Origin of the sequence: Pseudomonas sp. PDM25 (assembly GCF_019219045.1) — a bacterium.
Classification (GTDB): Bacteria; Pseudomonadota; Gammaproteobacteria; order Pseudomonadales; family Pseudomonadaceae; genus Aquipseudomonas.
Genome location: NZ_JAHUWL010000007.1, coordinates 243,641 through 270,497 on the forward strand (window position 1 = coordinate 243,641; position 26,857 = coordinate 270,497).

Annotated in this window: 22 protein-coding genes; 15 read left to right on the plus strand and 7 right to left on the minus strand. The window is 58.8% G+C overall.

Annotated features, from left to right (window positions below; translation table 11 throughout):
- Positions 1–122 precede the first annotated feature (122 nt).
- Positions 123–2,864: an aconitate hydratase AcnA gene (gene acnA, locus KW848_RS15405; protein WP_218537359.1), complete on the minus strand. Its 2,742-nt coding sequence runs from the start codon at positions 2,862–2,864 to the stop codon at positions 123–125.
- Positions 2,865–3,086: 222 nt separating this feature from the next.
- On the opposite strand from acnA, the gene rlmM reads away from it, so the two are divergent.
- Both rlmM and tusA read left to right on the plus strand, forming a co-directional pair.
- Positions 3,087–4,160 carry a 23S rRNA (cytidine(2498)-2'-O)-methyltransferase RlmM gene (gene rlmM / locus KW848_RS15410; RefSeq protein ID WP_008157308.1) on the plus strand — a complete coding sequence of 358 codons (1,074 nt, stop codon included), beginning with the start codon at positions 3,087–3,089 and terminating at the stop codon, positions 4,158–4,160.
- 177 nt (positions 4,161–4,337) lie between these two features.
- Positions 4,338–4,589 carry a sulfurtransferase TusA gene (tusA, locus tag KW848_RS15415; protein ID WP_111450598.1) on the plus strand — a complete coding sequence of 84 codons (252 nt, stop codon included), beginning with the start codon at positions 4,338–4,340 and terminating at the stop codon, positions 4,587–4,589.
- Here tusA and KW848_RS15420 read toward each other — a convergent pair.
- Positions 4,586–5,995, minus strand: a complete 1,410-nt coding sequence (locus KW848_RS15420; RefSeq protein ID WP_218537360.1) for an MATE family efflux transporter — start codon at positions 5,993–5,995, stop codon at positions 4,586–4,588. The two genes, tusA and KW848_RS15420, sit on opposite strands and share 4 nt — an antisense overlap.
- 224 nt (positions 5,996–6,219) lie before the next feature.
- On the opposite strand from KW848_RS15420, the gene pdxB reads away from it, so the two are divergent.
- The gene (gene pdxB, locus KW848_RS15425) at positions 6,220–7,362 is read left to right on the plus strand and encodes a 4-phosphoerythronate dehydrogenase PdxB (protein WP_218537361.1); all 1,143 of its coding nucleotides are present in this window, start codon (positions 6,220–6,222) and stop codon (positions 7,360–7,362) included.
- A gap of 103 nt (positions 7,363–7,465) precedes the next feature.
- On the opposite strand, the gene KW848_RS15430 is transcribed toward pdxB, so the two are convergent.
- The gene (locus KW848_RS15430; protein WP_008151434.1) at positions 7,466–7,645 is read right to left on the minus strand and encodes a PA1571 family protein; all 180 of its coding nucleotides are present in this window, start codon (positions 7,643–7,645) and stop codon (positions 7,466–7,468) included.
- Between the two features lie 258 nt (positions 7,646–7,903).
- Between KW848_RS15430 and KW848_RS15435 the strand changes: the two genes are divergently transcribed.
- Positions 7,904–9,691: an ABC transporter transmembrane domain-containing protein gene (locus KW848_RS15435; RefSeq protein WP_218537362.1), complete on the plus strand. Its 1,788-nt coding sequence runs from the start codon at positions 7,904–7,906 to the stop codon at positions 9,689–9,691.
- Positions 9,692–9,805: 114 nt separating this feature from the next.
- On the opposite strand, the gene KW848_RS15440 is transcribed toward KW848_RS15435, so the two are convergent.
- The gene (locus KW848_RS15440; protein ID WP_218537363.1) at positions 9,806–11,734 is read right to left on the minus strand and encodes a transglycosylase SLT domain-containing protein; all 1,929 of its coding nucleotides are present in this window, start codon (positions 11,732–11,734) and stop codon (positions 9,806–9,808) included.
- A 213-nt stretch (positions 11,735–11,947) separates the two neighbouring features.
- On the opposite strand from KW848_RS15440, the gene KW848_RS15445 reads away from it, so the two are divergent.
- Positions 11,948–13,867, plus strand: a complete 1,920-nt coding sequence (locus KW848_RS15445) for an ATP-binding cassette domain-containing protein (RefSeq protein WP_218537364.1) — start codon at positions 11,948–11,950, stop codon at positions 13,865–13,867.
- 191 nt (positions 13,868–14,058) lie between these two features.
- Here the strand turns inward: KW848_RS15445 and KW848_RS15450 are convergent, their stop codons facing one another.
- Entirely contained in the window at positions 14,059–14,496 is a 438-nt protein-coding gene (locus KW848_RS15450; protein ID WP_008151425.1) for a universal stress protein, read from the minus strand.
- 104 nt (positions 14,497–14,600) lie between these two features.
- On the opposite strand from KW848_RS15450, the gene KW848_RS15455 reads away from it, so the two are divergent.
- The 9 genes from KW848_RS15455 (at position 14,601) to KW848_RS15495 (ending at position 24,709) form a co-directional block, all read left to right on the plus strand.
- Positions 14,601–15,038, plus strand: coding sequence for a hypothetical protein (locus KW848_RS15455; protein ID WP_192407166.1), 438 nt, complete (start codon positions 14,601–14,603; stop codon positions 15,036–15,038).
- Between the two features lie 541 nt (positions 15,039–15,579).
- Entirely contained in the window at positions 15,580–17,727 is a 2,148-nt protein-coding gene (gene fadB / locus KW848_RS15460; RefSeq protein WP_111450593.1) for a fatty acid oxidation complex subunit alpha FadB, read from the plus strand.
- Between the two features lie 29 nt (positions 17,728–17,756).
- Positions 17,757–18,932, plus strand: coding sequence for an acetyl-CoA C-acyltransferase FadA (gene fadA, locus KW848_RS15465; RefSeq protein WP_076030378.1), 1,176 nt, complete (start codon positions 17,757–17,759; stop codon positions 18,930–18,932).
- Positions 18,933–19,031: 99 nt separating this feature from the next.
- Complete coding sequence (locus KW848_RS15470; RefSeq protein ID WP_007953059.1) at positions 19,032–19,268, plus strand: DUF1653 domain-containing protein; 237 nt, start codon at positions 19,032–19,034, stop codon at positions 19,266–19,268.
- Between the two features lie 114 nt (positions 19,269–19,382).
- The gene (gene topA, locus KW848_RS15475) at positions 19,383–22,016 is read left to right on the plus strand and encodes a type I DNA topoisomerase (protein WP_008151419.1); all 2,634 of its coding nucleotides are present in this window, start codon (positions 19,383–19,385) and stop codon (positions 22,014–22,016) included.
- 141 nt (positions 22,017–22,157) lie between these two features.
- The gene (locus KW848_RS15480; RefSeq protein ID WP_046047843.1) at positions 22,158–22,682 is read left to right on the plus strand and encodes a DUF6586 family protein; all 525 of its coding nucleotides are present in this window, start codon (positions 22,158–22,160) and stop codon (positions 22,680–22,682) included.
- A 52-nt stretch (positions 22,683–22,734) separates the two neighbouring features.
- Complete coding sequence (locus KW848_RS15485) at positions 22,735–23,769, plus strand: hypothetical protein (RefSeq protein ID WP_218537365.1); 1,035 nt, start codon at positions 22,735–22,737, stop codon at positions 23,767–23,769.
- A gap of 3 nt (positions 23,770–23,772) precedes the next feature.
- A complete protein-coding gene (locus KW848_RS15490) occupies positions 23,773–24,330 on the plus strand; it encodes a LemA family protein (RefSeq protein WP_218537366.1) in 558 nt (185 codons plus the stop codon).
- Between the two features lie 145 nt (positions 24,331–24,475).
- A complete protein-coding gene (locus KW848_RS15495) occupies positions 24,476–24,709 on the plus strand; it encodes a hypothetical protein (RefSeq protein WP_008151412.1) in 234 nt (77 codons plus the stop codon).
- 93 nt (positions 24,710–24,802) lie between these two features.
- Here KW848_RS15495 and sulA read toward each other — a convergent pair whose 3' ends face one another.
- Complete coding sequence (sulA, locus tag KW848_RS15500) at positions 24,803–25,276, minus strand: SOS-induced cell division inhibitor SulA (protein WP_076030379.1); 474 nt, start codon at positions 25,274–25,276, stop codon at positions 24,803–24,805.
- A gap of 10 nt (positions 25,277–25,286) precedes the next feature.
- Positions 25,287–25,895: a transcriptional repressor LexA gene (gene lexA, locus KW848_RS15505; protein ID WP_007933171.1), complete on the minus strand. Its 609-nt coding sequence runs from the start codon at positions 25,893–25,895 to the stop codon at positions 25,287–25,289.
- A gap of 229 nt (positions 25,896–26,124) precedes the next feature.
- Here lexA and KW848_RS15510 point away from each other — a divergent pair, with 229 nt between their 5' ends.
- Positions 26,125–26,832, plus strand: a complete 708-nt coding sequence (locus tag KW848_RS15510) for a TetR/AcrR family transcriptional regulator (RefSeq protein WP_008151407.1) — start codon at positions 26,125–26,127, stop codon at positions 26,830–26,832.
- The last annotated feature ends 25 nt before the right edge of the window (positions 26,833–26,857 follow it).

Genomic DNA, 26,857 nt, shown 5'->3' on the forward strand with positions numbered 1-26,857 from the left:
CGCGAGCAAGCCCGCTCCCACATTTGATCGGTGTTGTTCATATTTTTTGAGGCGCGATTATAAGGACGAACGCAACTCAAACAAAAACACCGCCCGAAGGCGGTGTCTGTGTCAGCAGGCTGTTACGAGGCAATCAACTGCCGCAACACGTAATGCAAAATCCCCCCCGATTTGAAGTACTCCACCTCATTCAAGGTATCGATCCGGCACAACACCTCGACCTTCTCGTGGCTGCCGTCTTCACGGGTGATCACCAGCGTCAGGTTCATCCGCGGCGTCAGTTCGACGCCAGTCAAACCGAGAATATCCAGTGTCTCCTTGCCGGTCAGGTTCAGGCTCTTGCGGTTTTGATCCAGCTTGAACTGCAACGGCAACACGCCCATGCCCACCAGATTGGAGCGGTGAATCCGTTCGAAACTTTCCGCAATGACCGCTTTGACCCCCAATAGATTGGTGCCCTTGGCCGCCCAATCGCGACTCGAACCGGTGCCGTATTCTTGCCCGGCTATCACCACCAGCGGCGTGCCCGAGGCTTGATAACGCATCGCCGCATCGTAGATCGGCATCCTCTCCCCGGTGGGAATGTAGATCGTATTGCCGCCTTCTTCGCCGCCGAGCATCTCGTTACGGATGCGGATGTTGGCAAAGGTGCCGCGCATCATCACTTCGTGGTTGCCGCGTCGCGAGCCGTAGGAGTTGAAGTCCCGTGGTTCTACGCCTTTGTCGCGCAAGTAATGGCCTGCCGGGCTGTCTGCCTTGATGTTGCCGGCGGGAGAGATGTGGTCGGTGGTCACCGAATCACCCAGCAGCGCGAGGATTCTGGCACCGGCGACGTCCTTGACCACCGGCGGCGGCCCGCCGATGTCGTCGAAGAACGGTGGATGCTGGATGTAAGTTGAATCGTCCTGCCAGACATAGGTCGCCGCTTGCGGCACTTCGATTGCCTGCCATTGCTCATCGCCGGCAAACACCTCGGCGTACTCCTTGTGGAACATTGCAGTGTTGACCTGGTTCACCGCGTCGGCGATCTCTTTGGTGCTTGGCCAGATGTCCCGCAGGTACACCAGATTGCCCTCTTTGTCGGTCCCCAAAGGCTCGCTGCTGATGTCGATGCGCACCGTCCCGGCCAGCGCATAGGCGACGACCAGCGGTGGGGAGGCCAGCCAGTTGGTTTTCACCAGCGGATGCACGCGGCCTTCGAAGTTGCGGTTGCCCGACAGCACCGAGGCGACGGTCAGGTCGGCGGCCTGAATGGCTTTTTCGATCGGCTCCGACAATGGCCCGGAGTTGCCGATGCAGGTGGTGCAGCCGTAGCCGACCAGGGCAAAACCCAGTTCATCAAGGTAGTGAGTCAGGCCGGCAGCCTTGTAGTAGTCAGTGACCACTTTCGAGCCTGGGGCCAGCGAGCTCTTGACCCACGGTTTGCGCTTGAGGCCTTTTTCCACGGCTTTCTTCGCCACCAGGCCGGCGGCCATCATCACGCTCGGGTTGGAGGTGTTGGTACAGGAGGTAATCGCCGCGATCACTACCGCGCCGTTTTTCAATCGATAGGTCTGACCTTCGTATTCGTAGTCGGCTTCTCCGGCCAGGTCGGCATTGCCCACCGCGACGCCACCGCCGCCTTCACTTTCGAGGCGGCCGATTTCCTTGCTGGTGGGTTTGAATTGCAGGTCGACGAAGTCACTGAATGCTTGCGCGACATGCGGCAGCGATACCCGGTCTTGTGGGCGTTTCGGCCCGGCAAGGCTGGCTTCGACGCGGCTCATGTCCAGCGCCAGCGTGTCGGTGAACTCCGGTTCCTGGCCCGGCAGGCGCCACAGGCCCTGGACTTTGCTGTAGGCCTCGACCAGTTTCACGGTTTCGCTGGTGCGACCGGATAAACGCAGGTATTCCAGGGTGATGTCATCCACCGGGAAAAAGCCGCAGGTGGCACCGTATTCCGGGGCCATGTTGGCGATGGTCGCGCGGTCGGCCAGCGGCAGGTCGGCGAGGCCGTCACCGTAGAATTCGACGAATTTGCCGACCACGCCTTTCTTGCGCAGCATCTGGGTGACGGTCAGCACCAGGTCGGTGGCGGTGATGCCTTCCTTGAGTTTGCCGGTGAGTTTGAAGCCGATCACTTCCGGGATCAGCATCGACACCGGTTGGCCGAGCATCGCCGCTTCCGCTTCAATCCCGCCGACGCCCCAGCCGAGCACGCCGAGGCCATTGATCATGGTGGTGTGGGAGTCGGTACCGACCAGCGTGTCGGGGAAGGCGTAGGTGCGGCCGTCCTCGTCCTTGGTCCAGACCGTGCGCCCCAGGTATTCCAGGTTCACCTGGTGGCAGATCCCGGTGCCCGGCGGCACCACGCTGAAATTGTTGAAGGCGCTTTGGCCCCAGCGCAGGAACGCATAACGTTCGCCATTGCGCTGCATTTCGATGTCGACGTTTTGTTCGAAGGCGCTGGCGCTGGCGAATTTATCGACCATCACCGAGTGGTCGATCACCAGATCCACGGGGGAGAGCGGATTGATACGCTGCGGGTCGCCGCCGGCCTTGGCCATCGCGGCGCGCATGGCGGCCAGGTCGACCACGGCAGGAACACCGGTAAAGTCCTGCATCAATACCCGCGCGGGCCGGTATTGAATTTCGCGGTCGGAGCGACGTTCCTTGAGCCAGGCGGCAATCGCCTTGAGGTCGGCGCCGGTGACGGTTTTTTCATCTTCCCAGCGCAGCAGGTTTTCCAGCAGCACTTTCAACGACATGGGCAGCTTGTCCAGGTCGCCCAGGCTTTTGGCAGCATCCGGCAAGCTGAAATAGTGATAGGTCTTGTCGTCGACTTGTAAGGTTTTAAGGGTTTTCAGGCTATCGAGGGACGGCATTGAAATGACTCCTTTGGGTCCGCACGGCTACGGACTGACGGGACAGACAGAGCCTTTAACCTAGCCCTGTTCCTGCGCTAAAGCTAATAACTGGACTCTATGAATAAGTCCAAGGTTCCGAACTCGGCTATCATGCGCCGGTTTTCGTGACAGGCTTTGCTTCAACGCAAGTCTGGGCATCGCGCAGTGGCTGAATTTCTCGCCATCTGCCCAGGAGTAAGAATGAACACCCTCTTTATGCATTGCCGGCCGGGCTTCGAAGGCGAAGTCTGTTCCGAGATTTCCGAACACGCCGCGCGGCTGAACGTGGCCGGTTATGCCAAGGCCAAGACCGCCAGCGCCTGCGCCGAATTCATCTGCACCGAAGAAGACGGCGCCGAGCGCCTGATGCGTGGCCAGCGTTTCGCCGATCTGATCTTCCCGCGCCAGTGGGCTCGCGGGATCTTCATCGATCTGCCGGAAACCGACCGCATCAGCGTGATCCTCGCGCACATGGCGGACTTCCCGCTGTGCGGCAGCCTGTGGCTGGAAATGGTCGACACCAATGATGGCAAGGAGCTGTCGAACTTCTGCAAGAAGTTCGAAGGCCACCTGCGCAAGGCGCTGATGGCCGCTGGCAAACTGGTGGAAGACGCCCACAAGCCGCGCCTGCTGCTGACCTTCAAAAGTGGCCGGGAAGTGTTCATGGGCCTGGCTGAGTCGAACAACTCGGCGATGTGGCCGATGGGCATTCCGCGGCTGAAGTTTCCACGTGAAGCGCCGAGCCGTTCGACGCTGAAGCTGGAAGAGGCGTGGCACCATTTCATCCCGCGCGATCAATGGGACGAGCGCCTGCACAGCGACATGACCGGCGTCGACCTTGGCGCCGCTCCTGGCGGCTGGACCTGGCAACTGGTCAATCGCGGCATGCTGGTGACTGCGATCGACAACGGCCCGATGGCCGAAAGCCTGATGGACACTGGTTTAGTGCAACACTTGATGGCCGACGGTTTCACCTTCAAGCCCAAGCAACCGGTGGACTGGATGGTCTGCGACATCGTCGAGAAACCGGCGCGCAACGCCGCGATGCTGGAAGAATGGATTGGCGAGGGGCATTGCCGCGAAGCGGTGGTCAACCTCAAGCTGCCGATGAAACAGCGTTACGCCGAAGTGAAGCGCTTGCTGGAGCGCATTGCTGACGGGTTCAAGGAACGCGGGATTCGGGTCGAGATCGGCTGCAAACAGCTGTACCACGACCGTGAAGAAGTGACCTGCCATTTGCGCCGGCTGGACGTAAAGAAACCGAAATCCCGCTGATTGACGCGGACCATGTGGGAGCGGGCTTGCTCGCGAATGCGGTGGGTCAGTCGACATCAATGTTGAATGTCAGTCCGCCTTCGCGAGCAAGCCCGCTCCCACAGGTGCAGTGCAACGCCACAGATGACCGAACACCCGGCAATGCGCGACAATGCCGGCAAGTTTCAGGAGTGAATCATGAGTGAAATGATTGATACGCCGGTTGACGGCACCCTCGACGCCACCGGCCTCAACTGCCCGGAACCGGTGATGATGCTGCACCAGCACATCCGTGATCTGGTGCCTGGCGGCCTGCTCAAGGTGATCGCCACCGACCCGTCGACCCGTCGCGACATTCCCAAGTTCTGTGTGTTTCTCGACCACGAACTGGTGGCGCAGCACGAAGAGGCAGGCACCTACCTCTACTGGATCCGCAAGAAACTCGTTTAACCCGCCGAATGGCTGATGCGGATCCGCTTGCGTGCACTGCGCGTCAGGCGGATCGACAGCATCAGCGCCGCGCAACTCAAGCCCACGATCAATCCCTGCCACAGCCCGCTCGGGCCGCTCGGCGTGCCGAACCAATCAGTCAGGCCCAGCGCGTAACCCACCGGCAAACCAATCCCCCAGTAAGCGAACAGCGTCAGTATCATCGTCACCCGAGTGTCCTGATAGCCGCGCAACGCGCCGGCAGCCGTCACCTGGATCGCATCGGAAAACTGGAACAGCGCCGAATACACAATCAGCATGGCCGCAACATGAATCACCGTCGGGTCGGCGGTGTAGATCGTTGCGATGTGTTCACGCAGCAACAGCATCATGCTCGCGGAAATGCACGCATAGGCCAGCGCCGTGCCCATGCCGACACCGGCGGCGAAGCGGGCCTCGCGCGGCTCCTGACGGCCGAGCGCCTGGCCGACCCGTACGGTCACGGCCATGCCAAGGGAGTAAGGAATCATGAACACCAGGGAGCTGAAATTCAGCGCGATCTGATGCCCGGCCACTACCGTCGCGCCGAGGCTGCCGATCAGCAGCGCAATCACCGCGAAGATGCTCGACTCGGCGAACACCGCGATGCCGATCGGCAGGCCGATGCCCAGCAGGCGTTTGATCACCGACCACTGTGGCCAGTCGAAACGGCTGAACAACTCACTCGACAGATACGCCGGAGCCCAGCGTTCCCACCCGGCCATGCCCAGGGCCATCACCCACATCACGATCGCCGTGGCCCAGCCGCAACCGACACCGCCCATGGCCGGCACACCGAAGTGGCCATAGATGAAGACGTAGTTCAGCGGAATGTTCAGCGCCAGCCCGCACAGACCCAACACCATGGCCGGACGGGTACGCCCCAGGCCGTCACTGAAGCAGCGCAGCACATGGTAGAACGCGACGGCAGGCAAACCGCTGGCGATGCCGTGCAGGTATTGCATGCACGGGCCGATCAGTTCGGGATCGACCTTCATGATGTGCAGAATCGGTTCGGCGCTGAACAACATGCCGGTCGCCATCAAGCCCACGACCAATGCCAGCCACAGTGCCTGGCGCACGATCGGGCCGATCTCGCGGTGGGTGCCGGCGCCGAAACGCTGGGCGACTTTCGGGGTAGTCGCCAGCAGCGTGCCGGTCATTAACAGAAATACCGGCACCCAGATCGAGTTGCCCAGCGCGACCGCCGCCAGATCCCGTGGCCCGACCCGGCCCGCCATCACCGCATCGACGAAGCCCATGGCGGTGGTCGCCAGTTGCGCGATCATGATCGGCAAGGCCAGGCCGAGCAGGTTTTTCAGCTCCAGGCGAACCCGGGCCGGACGGGTGAGGGAAATAGCGGCGGGGGGGTCAGTCACGGAATTCAAGGGCGAAACGTCCAGAGATGTTGATGCGCAAGGCGGCGCATTCTACGCCCTGACGCAGTGGTCAGGAAAAGTGCTGTGTTAGGGATTTGTAATCGACGTTGTTCGAGATCCCCTGTGGTGAGGGGACAAGTCCCCTCGCCACAGGGGGCGTGGTGATACTTAATGCCTGCTGGCCCACTACGGCCATCTGCGCCTACACTGCCGATCCGCCAAAGGAGCCTGCCATGCTGATTGTTGCCGACGAAAATATCCCGCTGCTCGATGCCTTCTTCGAAGGTTTCGGTGAAATCCGCCGGGTGCCGGGACGTTCCATTGACCGCGCCACCGTCGAACAGGCCGATGTACTGCTGGTGCGCTCGGTGACCAACGTTAACCGCGGGTTGCTCGAAGGCAGCAAGGTACGCTTTGTCGGCACCTGCACCATCGGCACGGATCACCTGGATCTGGATTACTTTGAGCGGGCCGGCATCACCTGGTCCAGTGCACCCGGCTGCAACGCCCGCGGCGTGGTCGACTACGTGCTCGGCAGTCTGCTGACCCTGGCCGAAATCGAAGGCGTCGACCTGGCTCAACGCACCTACGGCATCGTCGGTGCCGGTGAAGTGGGCGGCCGGTTGGTCAAGGTGCTGCAAGGTCTGGGCTGGAACGTGCTGGTCTGCGATCCGCCAAGACAAGCTGCAGAAGGTGGCGATTACGTCAGCCTCGAGCAGATCATCGAGCAGTGCGATGTCATCAGTCTGCACACGCCATTGAAGAAACACGGCGCCCAGTCGACCTGGCATCTGTTCGATAAAAACCGATTGAACCAGCTCAAATCCGGCTCCTGGCTGATCAACGCCAGTCGTGGCCCGGTGGTCGACAACGCCGCGCTGCGTCAGGTGCTGCTGCAGCGCGAAGACCTGCAAGCAGTGCTGGATGTCTGGGAAGGTGAGCCTGAGGTCGATGTGGCCCTGGCCGAACTCTGCGTGCTGGCGACGCCGCACATTGCCGGTTACAGCCTCGACGGCAGACAGCGTGGCACCGCGCAGATCTATCAGGCGTATTGCGATTTTCTCGGGCAAGCCGCCCAGATCAGCTTGAACGATTTGCTGCCCGCGCCCTGGTTGTCGCAAGTGACCTTGAACGCTAACAGCGATCCGGCCTGGTCGCTGGCGATGTTGTGCCGCGGCGTGTACGACCCGCGTCGCGACGATGCGGATTTCCGCCGCAGCCTTGTAGGCAATGTGAACGAACAGCGTGCGGCGTTCGATTCACTGCGCAAACATTATCCGTTGCGGCGTGAGATTGATGGGTTGCAGGTGCGGATCGAGGGGGATTCGCCTGCGTTGCAGAAGATCGTGGCGGCGTTGGGCGCTTCGGCTGTCTGAGCATCGAGTTGGCCCCTTCGCGAGCAGGCTGCCCCTCAATTCTGGATCAGCACCCATAAAAAACCCGGCCATCAGAGGCCGGGTCAAGAAGACGGTGGCTATATCACTTTTGTTCGGCAGGCTTGACCAATCGCTTTTCCAGTTCGCGGCAAGCGTCCTGGATCATGTCTTCAGTGATCGGTACTTCGCGCCCATCCTTATCGATAATCGAGCAACCCAGAGACTGGTCTGGCTGTGTACGGATCACTTCAATCTTGTCTTCGCTGCTGTTTTGCAAGGACATGGCCTGTCTCCTCATCAGGTTGTGTGCTTACTATAGAACCGCCACGTGACCGGGCTGTGACAACTCCCTGCGATCTTTGCGGCTGAAACATCAGTCCACCAGAAATATGGCTGCGTTGCCACCCGAACTTTAGACCAATACCGTCTAGGACCTAGTCTTTGCGGTCATATTTAACCTGACTCATTATGATTTACAGCGTTCAAGCCCATCGACCGGTGTAGGCTTGATCGCGTCAAAGCCTACTGGTTGCGCCATCGAATGATCTCCATCCTCTCATCCCGTCAACGGCGCGCCATGCGTCTGGCCCTGCGTTTCATTGCGCCTTATCGCTGGCCGGCCGTCGGTGCCTTGCTCGCATTGATCGTCACGGCGGGCATCACCTTATCCATGGGGCAGGGGATTCGCCTGCTGGTGGATCAGGGCTTCATGACCCAATCGCCGCATTTGCTCAACCAGTCCATCGGCTTGTTTATGTTGCTGGTGGTCGGGCTGGCGATTGGCACCTTCGCGCGTTTCTACCTGGTCTCATGGATCGGCGAACGTGTTGTCGCGGACATCCGTCGTCAGGTGTTCAATCATCTGATTTATCTGCACCCGGGATTCTACGAAGACAACCGCAGCTCCGAGATCCAGTCGCGGTTGACCGCTGACACCACGCTGCTGCAATCGGTGATCGGCTCTTCGCTGTCGCTGTTTTTGCGCAATCTGTTGATGGTGATCGGCGGGATCGTCCTGTTGTTTATCACCAACCCCAAACTCACCAGCATCGTGGTCGTCGCGTTGCCGTTGGTGATCGCGCCGATCCTGATCTTCGGCCGTCGGGTGCGTAGCCTGTCGCGCCTGAGCCAGGACCGGATTGCCGATATCGGCAGCTATGTTTCCGAAACCCTGGGCCAGATCAAAACCGTGCAGGCCTACAACCATCAGGTCCAGGATGAGCAGCGCTTCGCCGCAACGGTGGAGGAGGCCTTCAACACCGCTCGCAAGCGGATCTTCCAGCGGGCCTGGCTGATTACCCTGGTGATCGTGCTGGTGCTTGGCGCAGTCGGGGTGATGCTCTGGGTCGGCGGCATGGATGTCATCGCCGGGAGGATTTCTGCGGGCGAGCTGGCGGCGTTTGTGTTTTACAGCCTGATTGTCGGCAGCGCATTCGGCACGTTGAGCGAAGTGATCGGCGAACTGCAGCGTGCCGCCGGCGCCGCCGAGCGGATTGGCGAGTTGCTGCGCTCGGAAAATATCATTCGGCCACCGACCACTAACCTGGTGACTTTGCCTGAACGGGTAAGGGGTGACCTGGTGCTGCAAGACGTGCGCTTTTCCTACCCATCGCGTCCCGAAAGCTATGCGGTCGATGGTTTGAATCTGACGATCAATGCTGGCGAAACCCTCGCGTTGGTTGGGCCGTCCGGTGCCGGCAAGTCGACGGTGTATGACTTGCTGCTGCGCTTTTACGACCCGGCTGAAGGACGCATCCTGCTCGACGGCGTGCCGCTGACTCAACTCGATCCGTTGGACCTGCGTCGCTGCTTCGCCCTGGTCTCGCAATCCCCGGCGCTGTTCTTTGGCAGCATCGAAGAGAACCTCCGTTACGGCAACCCGACGGCCACCCTGGCCCAGGTTCAGGAAGCGGCGAAAATCGCCTACGCCCACGACTTCATCGAACAAATGCCCAACGGCTACCAGACCCACCTTGGCGACGGTGGCCTCGGTTTGTCCGGCGGTCAACGCCAGCGTCTGGCCATCGCCCGGGCGCTGCTGGTGGACGCGCCGATCCTGCTGCTGGACGAAGCCACCAGCGCCCTCGACGCCCAGAGCGAACACCTGATCCAGCAAGCCCTGCCGAGCCTGATGAAAAATCGCACCACGCTGGTCATCGCCCACCGACTGGCCACCGTGAAAAACGCTGACCGGATCGCGGTGATGGACCAAGGGAAACTGGTGGCGGTGGGGACGCATCAGGAATTGATTGCGAGTAACGCGCTGTATGCGCGGTTGGCGTCGTTGCAGTTCAGTGATGGCAGGGCTGAACTCGACATACACCCGTAGGCACTACCGCGCCCCTTTTTGGACGATGCGCTAACTCCAGTAGGAGCACGGCTTGCCGGCGATGGCGTTTTTGAGATCGCCATCGCGAGCAAGCTCGGCTCCTACAGACGTGGATTATTGATCGTCAAAGTAGCGCTCATGCCAATCCACCAATGGTTGCGGTGAGTTGAGCTTCTGGCCGTAGATCACCGAGTACGACAACACGTTTTGCACGTACTGACGGGTTTCGTCGAACGGGATGCTTTCCACCCAGACGTCGAAGCTCAGGTGGTCCGCACCGCGCAACCACTGGCGCACGCGACCGGGCCCGGCGTTGTAGGCGGCGGAAGCGAGGACGCGGTTACCGTTGAACTGGCTGTGGACCTGGCTCAAGTAAGCCGCGCCTAGCTGGATGTTCTTGTCCGGGTCGAGCACTTGCTGCGGCGAGGCCAGGGGAATGCTGAACTTGCGCGCGGTTTCCTTGGCGGTGCCGGGCATCAGTTGCATCAGGCCGCTGGCGCCGACGCCGGAACGGGCGTCGTCCATGAAAGCACTTTCCTGGCGGGTGATAGCGAACACCCAGCTCGAATGCAGGCCACGAACCTTGGCTTCGCGCACCAGGGTTTCGCGGTGGGCCATCGGGAAACGGATGTCCAGGTCGTCCCAGTACTGCGCCTGACTGATGGTGCGGATCGCCGGGAAATACCATTTCAGGTCGTAGGCCAGTTTCGCCTGGGCGACCATTTCGTCGCGGCTGAAGTGGCGGCTGACGTGGTACCACTCGCGGCGACCATCGACGATCTGTCCGCGAGCATGGAATTCCAGGGCGCGTCGTATGCCGGGGGTATTGCGGACCTTGTTCATCAGCGCTTGACTGAGCACCAGCGGTTTGTTGTTCAACGAGTAGGGCGACTGTGAGCGATCCGCTGCGAGGAAGCCGTAAAAATCACGCTCGCGGGCGAGGCCCTTATACAGCGTCTGCGCTTCCGGGTTCTGCGGCTGCGCCAGTTCCAGACTGCGGGCCTGCCAATAGCGCCAGCGATTGGTGGTCGCCAGATCCTGCGGCAGACGGCGAGTCAGTTGATAGGCATCGTCCCAGCGAGCCAGGCGCAGCAGTAGGCGCAGGCGCCATTCCGACACGGTGTTGTCGCGCAGTTCCGGGTCGTACTTGGTCATCACGTCCAGTGCGCGCGGGTCGAAACGTCGGGCGAGGGTCAGGCCGATTTCCCGGGCAATGGCCACTTTTTCGTCGCGCGAGAAGTGCATGCTGCTGGCATAGCCGTCGAGCAAGGCCATGGCCTTGTCCGGATCCTGTTTGGCCAGGCGGCGCAGGCCGAGGCTGACGATGTCGGACATCGGCTCGTCGGCCGGGGTAAACCGCGACGGTTGATTGAGCAGCTCGGGTTTCTGCGCCACATCCACCAGCAAGCGGCCGCGCGGGCCGAGGGTGGTCAGGCCGCTCACCAGGCTGTTGGCTAGCGGGTAGTTGCGCGCCTGGGCGGCAAGCTTGGTGCGCTCCCAGCGTTTCTGTTCGGTCAGTTGACCTTCTGCGGCCCAGATCCCGAACAAGCCATCACACGCCCCAGGCAGCGATTTACCGGTCAGCCAGAGTTTTTCGGCGTTGGCATAACCTTCGGTCTTCTGTTTGCGCGCGATCTGATTCTGCGCGTTCAGGCAGTCCAGTTCGGTGAAATTGAGTTTGGGGTCGTAGTACTTGACGAAGGTTTCCCAGTCGCCGCGATCGGCCAGCCAGCGCAACCAGCGCAGTTTCATCCAGTTGGCTTGCGGCAGGTCGCCGTGTTCGGCGAGAAATTTCTCGATTTCGGCATTGCTCGCGGTTTTCAGACGTGCGGTCAGTTCGTCGTACGCAAGATAAGGCTCCAACGGGTAATCCCTAAGAGCCTGGCTGTAACGGAAGTAAGGACCTGTATCACCCTTGGCCAGGGCACGCTTGGCTTCATCGTAGTATTGACGCTGGGTAGACAGGTCCACCGCCTGTGCTGTTTGGATGGCAGTGGCAGAAAGAAGAAAACAGGATAAAAGACCAAAAAGGCGACTGCGCATGAGACGTCCGAACAGAGAAATCATGACAAGCGTTGACGATGCCAACACTGAATTAACTGTAGCTTAGCCTTTTGCCAGCAGCGGGCGAAAGCTTTGCCGGCCTGTCAGCATCAGTTCGCAACATTTGTCATGCAGAGTGTCGCGAAGGTGAAATTGCCGGCCTTCTGAAGCCTCAAGTCAGGTAGAATGCGCGCCCGGTTTTTGGAGAAGCTCATGACCCTGCTCAAATTCAGCGATGTGTCCCTTGCTTTCGGCTCTACGCCGTTGTTGGACAAGGTGTCCTGGCAGATCGCCCGTGGTGAGCGGGTGTGCATCATCGGCCGCAATGGCACTGGCAAGTCCAGCATGATGAAGCTCGTCAAGGGCGACCAGAAGCCCGATGACGGCTCCGTTTGGCGCGCACCCGGCCTCAAGATTGGCGAATTGCCGCAAGAGTTGCCGGTAGCCGACGAGCGGACCGTGTTCGACGTGGTGGCCGAAGGCCTGGACGGTGTCGGCGAGCTGCTCGCGCAGTATCACCACCTGAGCCAGAACATCGTCACCGACGCCGACCTGGACAAACTGATGCACGTCCAGCACGACCTCGAAGCCCGTGACGGCTGGCGTTTGCAGCAATTGGTCGACAGCACGTTGAGCCGTCTGCAGTTGCCAGCCGACAAGACCCTCGCCGAATTGTCCGGCGGCTGGCGTCGTCGCGTCCTGCTGGCTCAGGCTCTGGTTTCCGAACCCGATCTGCTGCTGCTCGACGAACCGACCAACCACCTGGACATCGGTGCAATTGCCTGGCTCGAAGAAGCGCTGAAGGATTTCCAGGGCGCCGTGCTGTTCATTACGCACGACCGTTCATTCCTGCAGAACCTCGCGACCCGCATTCTCGAACTGGATCGCGGTGGCTTGATCGACTGGAACGGCGACTACGCCAGTTTCCTCGTGCACAAAGAGGCGACTCTGGCTGCTGAAGAAACTGCCAATGCGCTGTTCGACAAGAAACTGGCCCAGGAAGAAGTCTGGATCCGCCAGGGCATCAAGGCACGTCGCACCCGTAACGAAGGCCGCGTCCGCGCCCTGAAAGCCCTGCGCGTTGAGCGTAGCGAGCGTCGTGAACGCACCGGCAAGGCCAACATCCAGCTGGACACTGCAGACAAGTCCGGCAAGCAGGTGATGGTCCTCGAGAACGTGAGCTTCGCTCACCCGGGTGGCCCGTTCCTGATCAAGGATTTCTCGATGGTCCTGACGCGCGGCGACCGTATCGGTCTGCTGGGCGCCAACGGTACCGGCAAAACCACACTGTTGAAGCTGATGCTCAACGGTCTGCAGCCAACCAGCGGCACCGTGGAAGAGGGGACGCGCATCGATGTGGCCTACTTCGACCAGTTGCGCCATCAGCTGGACCTGGAAAAGACCGTAATTGACAACGTTGCGGAAGGTCGCGACTTCATCGATATCGATGGTCAGAGCCGTCACGTGCTGAGCTACCTCGGCGACTTCCTGTTCAGCCCGCAGCGTGCCCGCACGCCGGTGAAGGCGCTGTCAGGTGGTGAGCGCGCGCGTCTGTTGCTGGCGAAACTGTTCAGCAAGCCGGCGAACCTGCTGGTCCTCGATGAACCGACCAACGACCTCGACGTTGAAACCCTCGAGTTGCTGGAAGAGGTCTTGCTGACCTTCAACGGCACCGTGCTGATGGTCAGCCACGACCGGGCATTCCTCGACAACGTGGTCACCAGCACCCTGGTCTTCGAAGGTGAAGGCAAGGTTCGCGAATACGTTGGTGGTTATCAGGACTGGCTGCGTCAGGGCGGCTCGCCGCGCCTGCTGGGCGTGACCGAGAGCAAGTCCGGCAAAGCCGACCTGACCTCCGCTGTCGTGACGGCTGAAGCTGCGCCAGTTGCTGCTGTCGTCGAAGCGCCGGTGGCAAAGAAGAAACTCAGCTACAAGTTGCAGCGTGAGCTGGAAATGTTGCCGGGCCAGATCGAAGCCATGGAGCAGCAGATCGCTACCGTTGAGGCGCAAATGGCCGATGCCGGTTTCTATCAGCGTCCTGCTGCCGAGACCACTGCAGTGATCGCTCAGTTGGAGCAGTTGCAGGCTGAGCACGACGTAATGGTCGAGCGCTGGGCCGAGCTGGATGCCTGATTGATCCTGCTATAAAAAAGCCCGGCGTTCAGTGATGAACGCCGGGCTTTTCGTATGGAAGGCGATCTACTGGCCGACATGGATTCACTGTGGGAGCGGGCTTGCTCGCGAAAGCTGCTTAACATTCAATAAAGATGTCGACTGTCACGCCGCTTTCGCGAGCAAGCCCGCTCCCACATCGTTCCGTGTTATCAGCTTTTGATCAGGCGCACCGCGAGCACATCACAGGGCGCACCATGCAGGACGTCATTGGCAGTCGAGCCCAGCAGCAATGCCAGGCCGTGTCGGCCATGGCTGCCCACCACGATCAGGTCGCAGGTTTGTTCCTTGGCCAGGTGGTGGATCTCCTGGCGTGGCTGGCCGTAGGTCAGGTGGCTGTATTCCTTGGAGAGTTCCGGATACTTCACGATCAGCCGGTCCAGGCGCTCCTTGGCCTGATCGAACTGCTGTTGTTGCAGTTGTGACAGGTCCATGGGGACGTCGCCGCCAAAGGCCATGGCCATTGGCTCGACAATGTGCACCAGGGACAGTTTTGCCCCGTTGCTCACCGACAGTTCGCGAGCGCGGTGGATTACAGGATCGCACTCTTCGGTTAGATCTACAGCGACCAGAATGTGGTTGTAGGGCATGAGGTGCTCCTCCTGAGGGTTGCAATATTGGTAAGTATGGCTGGTTTCAAGCGCATTGTTTTCGAAGTGACCCAATGCGCTCATCAAGAATCGGGAGTACAGATATGACGGTCTGGATAGTGGTGTCAATCCTGTTGGTGGTACTGAGTCCGCTGGCATGGTTGCGCCCGTCGCGCCACCAGAGCGGCCGCATGGCCCTGCGCATGGAGGCGCGACGCATTGGGTTGGCGATGCAGCTGGCGCCTCAGGACTGGCCGCACTGGCTGAGCAAGGAGCCGCCGAGCCCTTGTGCCCAATACCATCGACCACGGCGGGGCAATCGGCCGGCGTGCTGGTGTTACTGGCAAAAAACGCCGGGTGTCTGGGTCAATCAGTGGCAGGAGGTCTGCGAGGAACCTGCGTTGCTGATTCATTTCGAAAAGTTGCCAGACAACGTTTACAAGGTCGAAGCAGACAAGCAGATGATCACGTTGTATTGGGGCGAGAAGGGCGAGGCGACGGTTTTGCAGGATATTGATGCGGTGCTGAAGGCTCTGGCATAAATCACGGAAATTTCGCGCCGCAATGGCGCGAAACGTCTGGCAGACAGGCAATAAAAAGCCCGACATCATCATCGGGCTGGAGTTGGCCAGGCAGGCCGGTAATTCTGTGTGGCGCTGATATTACGCTGGGCGTTCGCCAAAAGCGTTGATGTTTTTTCCCTCAAGGTCCCGCCAGCGTAGCTTGTTAAACAAAGGCTGCAGCGAATTAGGGCGACTTTTCTAACTATTGATCCTATGAATGGCCTCACATGCAGCCGCGTGTTGCAGGGCTTCGCGGTACGGAAATGACCGGAAAGTCGCGTTTCAACCCATATTTTGGGCGATTGACAATTGTCGGAAATTCCGTGAAGGTGACGTACCCAAATCAAACGGGCGTATGAATTGAGCGTTTGTATTACAGACCGCTCCTACAGAATCCCGACTATCGCGTTGGCGGGTGTGCCGGGTGAATGGGCGTAGCATTGACGTTAAACGTCCCTGCCGAACCATTCACTTGCGTCCGACGTGTACTGTTCAGCTTCCATATCGTGGAGATCAGTTGATGATTTACGAAGGTAAAGCCATCACGGTTAAGGCTCTTGAAAGTGGCATCGTCGAATTGAAATTCGACCTCAAGGGTGAGTCCGTCAACAAGTTCAACCGTCTAACCCTGAACGAACTGCGTCAGGCCGTAGACACCATCAAGGCAGATGCTTCGATCAAGGGTGTGATCGTCAGCAGTGGCAAGGACGTGTTCATCGTCGGCGCCGACATCACCGAATTTGTCGAGAACTTCAAGCTGCCTGATGCAGAGCTTGTTGCTGGCAACCTGGAAGCCAACAAGATTTTCAGCGATTTCGAAGACCTCAACGTCCCGACTGTCGCCGCGATCAACGGCATCGCCCTGGGTGGCGGTCTGGAAATGTGCCTGGCGGCGGACTACCGCGTCATGTCCACCAAGGCCAAGATCGGTCTGCCGGAAGTCAAACTGGGCATCTACCCGGGCTTCGGCGGTACCGTGCGCCTGCCGCGCATCATCGGTGCCGACAACGCCATCGAGTGGATTGCCGCCGGCAAGGAAAACCGTCCTGAAGACGCACTGAAAGTCGGCGCAGTCGACGCAGTGGTTGCCCCGGAGAAACTGCAGGAAGCTGCTCTGGAGCTGATCAAGCGCGCCATCTCCGGCGAGTTCGACTACAAGGCCAAGCGTCAGCCGAAGCTCGAAAAGCTCAAGCTCAACGCCATCGAGCAAATGATGTCGTTCGAAACCGCCAAGGGTTTCGTGGCCGGTCAAGCGGGCCCGAACTACCCAGCACCGGTCGAAGCGATCAAAACGATCCAGAAAGCCGCGAACTTCGGTCGCGACAAGGCGCTGGAAGTCGAAGCCAATGGTTTCGTCAAACTGGCCAAGACCTCTGCCGCACAGAGCTTGATCGGTCTGTTCCTGAACGATCAGGAGCTGAAGAAAAAGGCCAAGGCCTACGACGAAATCGCCAAAGACGTGAAGCAGGCTGCCGTATTGGGCGCTGGCATCATGGGTGGCGGTATCGCTTATCAGTCGGCCTCCAAAGGTACGCCGATCCTGATGAAAGACATCAACGAGCACGGCATCGAGCAAGGTCTGGCCGAAGCTGCCAAATTGCTGGTGGGCCGCGTTGATAAAGGTCGCATGACCCCGGCGAAAATGGCCGAAGTGCTCAATGGCATTCGTCCGACCCTTTCCTACGGTGATTTCGGGCACGTCGACCTGGTCGTCGAAGCCGTTGTCGAGAACCCAAAGGTCAAGCAAGCCGTTCTGGCCGAAGTCGAAGGCAAGGTCAAAGAGGACACCATCCTCGCGTCCAACACCTCGACCATTTCCATCACCTTGCTGGCCAAAGCCCTCAAGCGTCCGGAAAACTTCGTCGGCATGCACTTCTTCAACCCGGTGCACATGATGCCGCTGGTTGAAGTGATCCGTGGCGAGAAGTCCAGCGAAGTGGCCGTTGCCACCACCGTTGCCTACGCCAAGAAAATGGGCAAGAACCCGATCGTCGTCAACGACTGCCCGGGCTTCCTGGTCAACCGCGTGCTGTTCCCGTACTTCGGCGGTTTCGCCAAGCTGGTCAGCGCCGGTGTGGACTTCGTCCGCATCGACAAGATCATGGAAAAATTCGGCTGGCCAATGGGCCCGGCGTACCTGATGGACGTAGTCGGCATCGACACCGGCCACCACGGTCGCGACGTGATGGCTGAAGGCTTCCCGGACCGCATGAAAGACGACCGTCGTTCGGCCATCGACGTGCTCTACGAAGCCAAGCGCCTGGGCCAGAAGAACGGCAAGGGCTTCTATGCCTACGAGACCGACAAGCGCGGCAAGCAGAAGAAAGTCGCCGATCCGTCGGTACTGGAAGTGCTCAAGCCGATTGTCTTCGAACAGCTTGAAGTCACCGACGAAGACATCATCAACTGGATGATGATCCCGCTGTGCCTGGAAACCGTGCGTTGCCTGGAAGACGGCATTGTCGAAACCGCTGCCGAAGCCGACATGGGTCTGGTCTACGGTATTGGTTTCCCTCCATTCCGTGGCGGTGCGCTGCGCTACATCGATTCGATCGGTGTTGCAGAGTTCGTTGCCCTGGCTGACCAGTACGCTGATTTGGGCGCGCTGTACCACCCGACCGCAAAACTGCGCCAAATGGCCAAAACCGGCCAGCGGTTCTTCGGTTAAGCGCCCCCAACTAGAGTGAGAGTGAATATATGAGCTTGAATCCTAGAGACGTCGTGATTGTCGACTTCGGTCGTACTCCGATGGGCCGCTCCAAGGGCGGCATGCACCGCAATACCCGCGCTGAAGACATGTCGGCGCACCTGATCAGCAAGTTGCTGGAACGCAACGTCAAGGTTGATCCGAGCGAAGTCGAAGACGTGATCTGGGGCTGTGTGAACCAGACCCTGGAGCAGGGCTGGAACATCGCCCGCATGGCGTCCCTGATGACTCAGATCCCGCACACCGCTGCCGGCCAGACCGTCAGCCGTCTGTGTGGTTCGTCGATGAGCGCTCTGCACACTGCCGCGCAAGCGATCATGACCGGCAACGGTGACGTGTTCGTGGTTGGCGGCGTCGAGCATATGGGTCACGTGAGCATGATGCATGGTGTCGATCCGAACCCGCACATGTCCCTGTATGCGGCGAAAGCCTCGGGCATGATGGGTTTGACCGCTGAAATGCTGGGTAAAATGCACGGCATTAGTCGCGAACAGCAGGACGCTTTCGGCGTGCGCTCCCACCAGCTCGCTCACAAGGCGACACTGGAAGGCAAGTTCAAAGACGAAATCATCCCGATGCAGGGCTATGACGAGAACGGTTTCCTGAAGCTGTTCGACTACGACGAAACCATTCGTCCGGAAACTACCCTGGAAAGCCTGGCGGCTCTCAAGCCAGCGTTCAACCCTAAGGGCGGCACCGTGACAGCCGGTACTTCGTCGCAAATCACTGATGGTGCTTCGTGCATGATCGTGATGTCGGCGCAGCGTGCACAAGACCTGGGCATTCAGCCTATGGCGGTGATTCGTTCGATGGCGGTGGCAGGTGTGGACCCGGCAATCATGGGCTATGGTCCAGTACCGGCGACACAAAAAGCACTGAAGCGCGCGGGTCTTGGCATTAACGATATCGACTTCTTCGAGCTCAACGAAGCTTTCGCCGCACAGGCCCTGCCAGTGCTGAAAGATTTGAAAGTACTCGACAAGATGAACGAGAAGGTTAACCTGCACGGCGGTGCGATTGCCCTGGGTCACCCATTCGGTTGCTCCGGTGCGCGTATCTCCGGCACTCTGCTGAACGTGATGAAGCAAAATGGCGGCACCTTCGGGGTAGCCACCATGTGCATTGGTCTCGGCCAAGGCATCTCCACCGTCTTCGAACGCGTTTAAGCGTTTCGTCGAAGGAAGCCGGGGCCAAGTGCCCCGGTTTTTGTTTTTCTGAATTTATTTTTGTTTTTATTTTGAAAAGATTTGAGCGAGGGCCAAACCATGCCGATACAACCTGGGCTCTACCAACATTACAAAGGTCCGCAGTACCGCGTATTCAGTGTTGCGCGGCATTCGGAAACCGAAGAAGAAGTGGTCTTCTACCAAGCCCTGTATGGCGATTACGGCTTTTGGGTGCGTCCCTTGAGCATGTTCCTTGAGTCGGTCGAGGTTGACGGCGAACAGGTGCCACGCTTTGCTTTGGTGCAAGCCGAACCGAGCCTTTTTTCCAAGCCATAAGCTGAGTTCGCGCAAGACCCTGCGCTTGACCTCACCTTGTAGCCACTATATATAGCGGTGCCGCGTCAGGCGCCAACCGCCTTTCACTTCTAGAATTCAGGAATTTTCTGATCCATGGGCAAATCGCTGGTCATTGTGGAATCCCCGGCTAAGGCCAAGACCATCAACAAGTATCTGGGTAACCAATACGTGGTGAAGTCGAGTATCGGCCATATCCGAGACCTGCCCACCAGCGGTTCGGCTAGCGCCAGCAAAGAGCCAGCCGCCAAGCGCGGCAAGGCCGCCGCGGGTGAAGGTCCGGTGCTCACGCCGAAAGAGAAAGCGCGCAAGCAGCTGGTCTCGCGCATGGGTGTCGATCCCGATCATGGCTGGAAAGCCAAGTACGAGATCCTCCCGGGCAAGGAAAAGGTCATCGAAGAGCTGCGCCGGCTCGCCAAAGATGCTGACACCATCTATCTCGCAACCGACTTGGATCGCGAGGGGGAAGCCATTGCCTGGCACCTGCGCGAAGCCATCGGTGGTGATGACAGCCGCTACAAGCGTGTGGTGTTCAACGAAATCACCAAGAAGGCGATTCAGGAAGCCTTCTCCAAGCCGGGCGAGCTGGACATCGACCGTGTAAACGCCCAGCAGGCGCGTCGTTTCCTCGACCGCGTGGTGGGTTACATGGTTTCGCCGTTGCTGTGGGCCAAGGTCGCCCGTGGCCTGTCCGCCGGTCGTGTGCAATCGGTTGCCGTGAAGCTGGTCGTTGAGCGTGAGCGTGAAATCCGCGCGTTCAACCCGGAAGAGTACTGGGAAGTTCACGCCGACCTCGGCACCGCCAAGGGCGCAACCGTGCGCTTTGACGTGGCTCGCGAGAAAGGCGAAGCCTTCAAGCCGCTCAACGAAGCTCAGGCCATGGCCGCGCTGGAGAAGCTCAAGGCTTCCAGCTACAGCATCGTCAAGCGCGAAGACAAACCGACCAGCAGCAAGCCGTCGGCACCGTTCATTACGTCCACCCTGCAACAGGCTGCGAGTAACCGCCTGGGCTTCGGCGTGAAGAAAACCATGATGATGGCCCAGCGTCTTTATGAAGCCGGCTACATCACTTACATGCGTACCGACTCCACCAACCTTTCGGTTGATGCCGTGACGATGGCGCGTACTTATATTGAAGGCGAGTTCGGCAAGAAGTACCTGCCGGAAAACCCGAATGTCTACAGCAGCAAGGAAGGCGCACAAGAGGCTCACGAAGCGATTCGTCCCTCCGACGCCAATACCGAGCCAAGCAAACTGTCGGGCATGGAGCGCGATGCTGAGCGGCTCTACGAGCTGATCTGGCGCCAGTTCCTCGCTTGCCAGATGCTGCCGGCCCAGTACCTGTCGACCACTGTCACCGTCGGTGCCGGTGACTTCGAGTTGCGCGCCAAGGGCCGCATTCTGAAGTTCGACGGTTATACCCGCGTCATGCCGCAAATCGCCAAGCCTGGCGATGACGACGTGCTGCCGGACATGGCTCAGGGCGACGCGATGAAGCTGATCAAGCTTGATCCGACCCAGCATTTCACCAAGCCGCCGGCGCGCTACTCGGAAGCGAGCCTGGTTAAAGAAATGGAAAAACGCGGCATTGGTCGTCCTTCGACCTACGCGGCGATCATTTCGACCATCCAGGATCGTGGCTACGTAGCGCTGCACAACCGTCGTTTCTACTCGGAAAAGATGGGCGACATCGTTACCGAACGTCTGGCCGAGAGTTTCTCCAATCTCATGGACTACGGCTTCACCGCCGGCATGGAAGAGAACCTCGATGACGTGGCCCAGGGCGAGCGCGACTGGAAAAACGTACTCGACGAGTTCTACGGCGACTTCAAGAAGAAACTCGAAGTAGCCGAAAGCGCCGAAGGCGGCATGCGCGCCAACCAACCAGTGATGACTGACATTCCGTGCGTATTGTGCGGGCGTCCGATGCAGATTCGTACGGCATCGACTGGCGTGTTCCTTGGTTGCTCGGGCTACAGCCTGCCGCCGAAAGAGCGCTGCAAGGCCACCGTCAACCTGGTGCCGGGCGACGAAATCGCGGCGGACGACGAGGGTGAATCGGAATCGCTGGTGCTGCGTGGCAAGCACCGCTGCCCGATCTGCAGCACGGCGATGGACGCTTACCTGCTGGATGAGAAGCGCAAGCTGCACATCTGCGGTAACAACCCGGATTGCTCTGGCTACGAAATCGAAGAGGGCACTTATCGCATCAAAGGCTACGAAGGTCCGAGCCTGGAATGCGACAAGTGCGGCAGCGAGATGCAGCTCAAGACCGGCCGTTTCGGTAAGTTCTTCGGCTGCACCAATGCGACGTGCAAGAACACCCGCAAACTGCTGAAAAGTGGTGATGCCGCACCGCCGAAGATGGACCCGGTGAAGATGCCTGAGTTGAAATGCGAAAAGGTCAACGACACCTACATCCTGCGCGACGGTGCTTCCGGCCTGTTCCTGGCGGCCAGTCAATTCCCGAAAAACCGCGAGACGCGTGCTCCGCTGGTCATGGAAATTGTGCCGCACAAGGATGAGATCGATCCGAAGTACCACTTCCTCTGCGAAGCGCCGAAGAAAGATCCAGACGGCCTGCCTGCTGTGATCCGTTACAGCCGTAAAACCAAAGAGCAATACGTACAGACTGAAGTCGACGGTAAGCCGACTGGTTGGAAAGCGTACTACGACGGCGGCAAGTGGACGGTTGAAGACAAGCGCCCGGCTAAGACTGCCAAGGCTTAAAAGGCGCTGTACACAAAAGGCCGCATGACAACCCTCGGGTTTTCATGCGGCCTTTTTGTTTTGTGCTTGCGGGAAGCGGAGCTGATCCACGACACTGTCTGACCTGCGTTAAGCAATTATTTCGTTGTGGAGGCTGCCGTCATGGCCCACGAACTCTATACCCGTACCAACCAGAAGATTTACTTCGCCGGCCTGTCGCTCGAAGCGCTCGCCAGAGCTGAAGAGGGGCGGGCGATGAACTCCCTGGCGCTGATCCAGGCCGGACGCGAGTCGGCCTTGTTTCACCTGTACGGTGCGTTGCTGGGGCTGTGCCATGAAATCGCCGGTTTCTATCGCTTGCCTCAGGCCAATGCGCCTCGGGCCGAGTTGCTGCTGACTCGCGAAGTGCTTGAAGCCATCGCGATTCCGGAAATGGCCGAGATGGTCGAGTTGGCCAATAATTCGGAAACTTGGCTGGCCAAACTGCTGGCAGCCCACGCTGCGCTGTTTCAGCCGCCACGGGCGCCGCACAAGCCTAAGGGTGACGTGACGCAGCCGCTGATCCTGGCCGTTAACCTGGATGAAGAAGAGGCTCCTCAAGAGCTGAGCCGGGAAGAGCTGGAGAGCTGGCGTCAGAACCTCAAGGGGCTGGCGATTCGGTTTCGCGAAGGCCTGAACGAGTGCTGAGCGCATAATTGCATCGGACACTGCGTTACGTTGGTCTCTTCAGGGATGAAGTATGTCTTCCATTTTGCACAACAAAAAACTGCGTCAGTTATTTGAGCAGTCGGACGCCCGTGTCGAAGCGGCAACCAGTAACGCAGATCTGCTCGAGGTGATAAAGCAGCTCAGGGCTTTTGGTGCGCCGCTGGCGTTCGATAACGCCACACCCAAGCTGTTCCGTTATATCGGTTTGGGATTGATCGCTGCCACCCTTCTTTTCATGCCTTTTATCGTGCTGGGCATCGCTTTTCTATTGGGCGGCTGGCTTGTGATGGACCACAGGTCCGGGGTGATCGACGCTCTTTCTAAAAAAATCACCCATAAATCTTCATTGCTCACCTATGGGTTAAGGGAGTCGTTCAACCCGGATGTACAAGTGCTGAAGACTTTGGGTGGGGAGTTCAAGGACTTCCATCGAGGCTCCTACAGCCGACAGATTTTGAAATCGGTTCAAGGTACTTACCTTGGCGCGGTTCATGAGTTGCCTTTCACTTGCCAGCACTTGCAGTACGTTGATCGCGAAAGTTACAAGACCACCGTGCCAGATGGGGCAGGCGGTACCAAGGTTGAAACCAAGACGGTTGACCGCGAGTTTGACCGGTACAGCCTGGTACTGGATTTTCCGTGGGTCGAGAATGTGGTCGTGCGCGGTGACAGGCATTGGGAAGTGGATCTTGAGGAGGCTCTGGATACAGCTTCCAGCGAATTCAATAGCGCATTTCACCTGACAGGCAGTACCCAGATGGCCTGTGCCGTTTTTGCCAAGCCCGTGACGGTGCTTCACCTACTGCAGCTCCATCAGCAATTGAGCGACATCAATCTGGAGTTCTCGGAACATGGGCGGCTGTGTCTGAGTTTCAGCGATCCTGGATTGCTTGCGCCCAGCGCAACCGAAGGGCTCCAAAATCTGCAGGCCTTTGAGCAGTTAGTTGAGGCGGGTATTCGCTTGCCTCGTCTGGACCTCTTGCTGTCGTGGGTCCATCGATTGGCCGAATTGCATGACGATAACTTTGCGCTTTCCCCGAAACCTTTAAAAAACATGGAGTATTAGACGATGGGGTTGTTATTGATTATCGCGGTGGTAGTCGGGATTACCTTCTGGACCTGTTACAACCGAATCATTGGGCGACATAATCGGGCTCAGCGTGCCTGGGCCGATGTCCTGGTTTATGAGCGGCAGAAAACCCGGGTGCTCGATTTGCTTGAGCAGCAGGTTGCAGGTTTTAAGGAGTACGAAGGTGCGCTGCTGGAAAAGATCACGAGTCTGCGCTCGGCCATCGGCAAACTGCCACAAGAGGCGAACGGGGATGCTCTACAGCCGGTGCAAAAGGGAACGCGGGAATTGCTGACGGGATTGACCGTGGCATTTGAAGCTTATCCAGAGCTCAAGTCCAATGAGTTGGTTAACAACTTCATGCGGGAAATCACTGAGCAGCAAGAAAACATCGGTGCGGCCATTACCATCTTCAATGGCGCGGTAGAGGTGTTCAATAACTCGATCCAGATGTTTCCTAACTCCTTTGTGAATGGCTGCCTCAATAAAAAATCGATAATCACTCCATTTTCCGACTCCCAGGCTTCCGCAGCATTTGAGTACAAGCCGAATTTTTAAAGGTGGAGGATGACAGGCTCGGTCAGTCTGGAATGTTCGCAAAAAGGTTTTTTGTAGCGGCTGGCTGATTACCGTTCCTCAAGATCCCGAGCGAAGCCTGGCCGATGCCTATATAATCCCCGCCTTTCGTGGAGAACAGACCTTTATGCCAACGTCCTTTCTAGAAATTGTCGAGTTACCAGACGGCCGTATCGAGCTGCGCAGGGCTGAGGACGAGGGTTCTCTGGTTACTTTGGATTTCTCCGAGGATGCCAAAGCGTTCCTGCAGGGCCAGCACGTGGAAGTCGCCAAGGCGATGTTGAGCGTCGGCGTTCAGATGGCCGGACGCTTGGTTGAAGGCGATTTCAATACGGACGAGGCGTCTCGGGTTCTTCATTGATCCCGTCCGTCGGTTTTTTGTGATTTCGCTACAGGTTGGCTTCTCTATCCTTGGAGAAGCCCCGCGCTGTTCAGCGCGCGCACTATTTGTCAGTTAACCCAGTCGAATATTCAGGCTTTGTGCGTCCCCGATCCGGGCGGCGCTGATCAACTGTTGCCGTGAAGTTGTGCTCAATGGGTTGAGCCAGCTGACCACCGTGTGGCTACGGCCCAGGCGCAAGGCCTCGCAGGTCAACTGCTGAGCGCTCTGAGTGCCGCGCGGTTGCAGAAGCAGGATGCGTTCGCGGTTAAGGCCGGCGTCCCGCAACCAGGCCTGGGTCAGGCTGGCGGGCGGAGCGATCAGCGTCAGCCAGCGCGCGTCCTGGTCCTGGCTCAGCTCCCTGAGAATCGGTGCAAGAAGGTTCAGGCAATTCCCGGCTGCACCACGCAGCGACAGCTCACTGAAGACTTCGGGCTCGGTGCTCCAGGGTGACTCGACCACGTCTTTCAGGATCGGCGCCAATGGCTGCACCATGAAAGCCTCGAACAACGGCAGTTGGGCTTGCTGTGATGTGTGTGGGAACTGCATAAAGCCTCCTTTAGCGGCGAATGACGCCGACACTCAAGCCTTCGATCACCAGTTCCTGATCTTTCAGGTTCACTTCGATAGGGGCGAATTCAGGGTTTTCGGCAATCAACCAGACCTTGCTGCCATCGCGCTTGAAACGCTTGACGGTCACTTCGTCGCCGATCCGCGCCACTACGATCTGGCCGTTGCGGGCTTCGCGGGTGGTGTGCACTGCCAGCAGGTCACCGTCGAAAATCCCCACATCCTTCATGCTCATGCCATGAACCCGAAGTAGATAGTCGGCGCGAGGATGGAAGAACGACGGGTTGATGTTGCAGGACTCTTCGATGTGCTGCTGGGCGAGGATCGGGGCACCGGCAGCCACTCGGCCAATGATCGGCAGGGTGGACTCGTCGGCCTTGGCTTCGAAGCCGGGGATGCGAATACCACGGGAAGCACCGGGCGTCATCTCGATCGCACCCTTGCGGGCCAGCGCCTTGAGGTGTTCTTCCGCCGCATTGGGCGACTTGAAACCCAGTTCCTGAGCGATTTCCGCGCGGGTGGGTGGGTAGCCGTTGTCTTCGAGGCAGCGTTTGATGAAGGCCAGAATCTCTGCTTGGCGTGGCGTCAGCTTTAGCATATTGATCGCTCTGTCTTTTTATACAGTGACTGGGATTATATACAGTGGAACGATCTTGGCAATGCTCCTTTTTTTGCCGACCGCCAGACGGTCGATGAGCCTGCTGATTCACGCTTGCGAGTTGTATGGTTAAATAGCTGACCGACCATTCCCAAAACGAACCGTCAGGCTTGACAAGGCCTGGGCTGAAACGTATGTTTCAAACAAGTGTTTGTCAGGCGGAGTAGCCATGGCCCAGTCGGAAACCGTTGAACGCATTCTTGATGCTGCCGAGCAATTGTTCGCGGAAAAAGGTTTTGCTGAAACCTCATTGCGTCTGATCACCAGCAAGGCGGGTGTCAATCTGGCGGCGGTGAACTATCACTTCGGTTCTAAGAAGGCGCTGATCCAGGCAGTTTTTTCGCGCTTTCTCGGGCCGTTCTGCTTAAGCCTTGATAAAGAACTCGAGCGGCGTCAAGCCAAGCCGGAGAACAAGCCGACGCTTGAAGAGCTGCTGGAAATCCTCGTCGAGCAAGCCCTGGTGGTGCAACCACGCAGCGGCAACGATCTGTCGATTTTCATGCGTTTGCTGGGCCTGGCTTTCAGTCAGAGCCAAGGGCACTTGCGGCGTTATCTGGAAGACATGTACGGCAAGGTGTTCCGCCGCTACATGATGTTGGTCAACGAAGCTGCACCGCGTATTCCGCCGATTGAGCTGTTCTGGCGTGTGCACTTCATGCTCGGCGCCGCCGCGTTCAGCATGTCCGGTATCAAGGCTCTGCGCGCAATTGCCGAGACCGACTTCGGCGTCAACACCTCCATTGAGCAAGTAATGCGTCTGATGGTGCCGTTTCTGGCCGCGGGCATGCGCGCCGAAACCGGTGTGTCCGACGCGGCCATGGCCACTGCGCAGCTGCGTCCGCGCAGTAAATCAACCCCGGTTGCCGCCAAGGTTTAACCGCACACGGGTGGGCGCGGCAGCT

Excerpts from the sequence above, each read along its gene's own strand:
- acnA (WP_218537359.1), bottom strand. The coding sequence starts at position 2,864 with ATGCCGTCCCTCGATAGCCTGAAAACCCTTAAAACCTTACAAGTCGAC.
- rlmM (WP_008157308.1), top strand. The coding sequence starts at position 3,087 with ATGAACACCCTCTTTATGCATTGCCGGCCGGGCTTCGAAGGCGAAGTC.
- tusA (WP_111450598.1), top strand. The coding sequence starts at position 4,338 with ATGAGTGAAATGATTGATACGCCGGTTGACGGCACCCTCGACGCCACC.
- pdxB (WP_218537361.1), top strand. The coding sequence starts at position 6,220 with ATGCTGATTGTTGCCGACGAAAATATCCCGCTGCTCGATGCCTTCTTC.
- KW848_RS15430 (WP_008151434.1), bottom strand. The coding sequence starts at position 7,645 with ATGTCCTTGCAAAACAGCAGCGAAGACAAGATTGAAGTGATCCGTACA.
- KW848_RS15435 (WP_218537362.1), top strand. The coding sequence starts at position 7,904 with ATGATCTCCATCCTCTCATCCCGTCAACGGCGCGCCATGCGTCTGGCC.
- KW848_RS15440 (WP_218537363.1), bottom strand. The coding sequence starts at position 11,734 with ATGCGCAGTCGCCTTTTTGGTCTTTTATCCTGTTTTCTTCTTTCTGCC.
- KW848_RS15445 (WP_218537364.1), top strand. The coding sequence starts at position 11,948 with ATGACCCTGCTCAAATTCAGCGATGTGTCCCTTGCTTTCGGCTCTACG.
- KW848_RS15450 (WP_008151425.1), bottom strand. The coding sequence starts at position 14,496 with ATGCCCTACAACCACATTCTGGTCGCTGTAGATCTAACCGAAGAGTGC.
- KW848_RS15455 (WP_192407166.1), top strand. The coding sequence starts at position 14,601 with ATGACGGTCTGGATAGTGGTGTCAATCCTGTTGGTGGTACTGAGTCCG.
- fadB (WP_111450593.1), top strand. The coding sequence starts at position 15,580 with ATGATTTACGAAGGTAAAGCCATCACGGTTAAGGCTCTTGAAAGTGGC.
- fadA (WP_076030378.1), top strand. The coding sequence starts at position 17,757 with ATGAGCTTGAATCCTAGAGACGTCGTGATTGTCGACTTCGGTCGTACT.
- KW848_RS15470 (WP_007953059.1), top strand. The coding sequence starts at position 19,032 with ATGCCGATACAACCTGGGCTCTACCAACATTACAAAGGTCCGCAGTAC.
- topA (WP_008151419.1), top strand. The coding sequence starts at position 19,383 with ATGGGCAAATCGCTGGTCATTGTGGAATCCCCGGCTAAGGCCAAGACC.
- KW848_RS15480 (WP_046047843.1), top strand. The coding sequence starts at position 22,158 with ATGGCCCACGAACTCTATACCCGTACCAACCAGAAGATTTACTTCGCC.
- KW848_RS15485 (WP_218537365.1), top strand. The coding sequence starts at position 22,735 with ATGTCTTCCATTTTGCACAACAAAAAACTGCGTCAGTTATTTGAGCAG.
- KW848_RS15490 (WP_218537366.1), top strand. The coding sequence starts at position 23,773 with ATGGGGTTGTTATTGATTATCGCGGTGGTAGTCGGGATTACCTTCTGG.
- KW848_RS15495 (WP_008151412.1), top strand. The coding sequence starts at position 24,476 with ATGCCAACGTCCTTTCTAGAAATTGTCGAGTTACCAGACGGCCGTATC.
- sulA (WP_076030379.1), bottom strand. The coding sequence starts at position 25,276 with ATGCAGTTCCCACACACATCACAGCAAGCCCAACTGCCGTTGTTCGAG.
- lexA (WP_007933171.1), bottom strand. The coding sequence starts at position 25,895 with ATGCTAAAGCTGACGCCACGCCAAGCAGAGATTCTGGCCTTCATCAAA.
- KW848_RS15510 (WP_008151407.1), top strand. The coding sequence starts at position 26,125 with ATGGCCCAGTCGGAAACCGTTGAACGCATTCTTGATGCTGCCGAGCAA.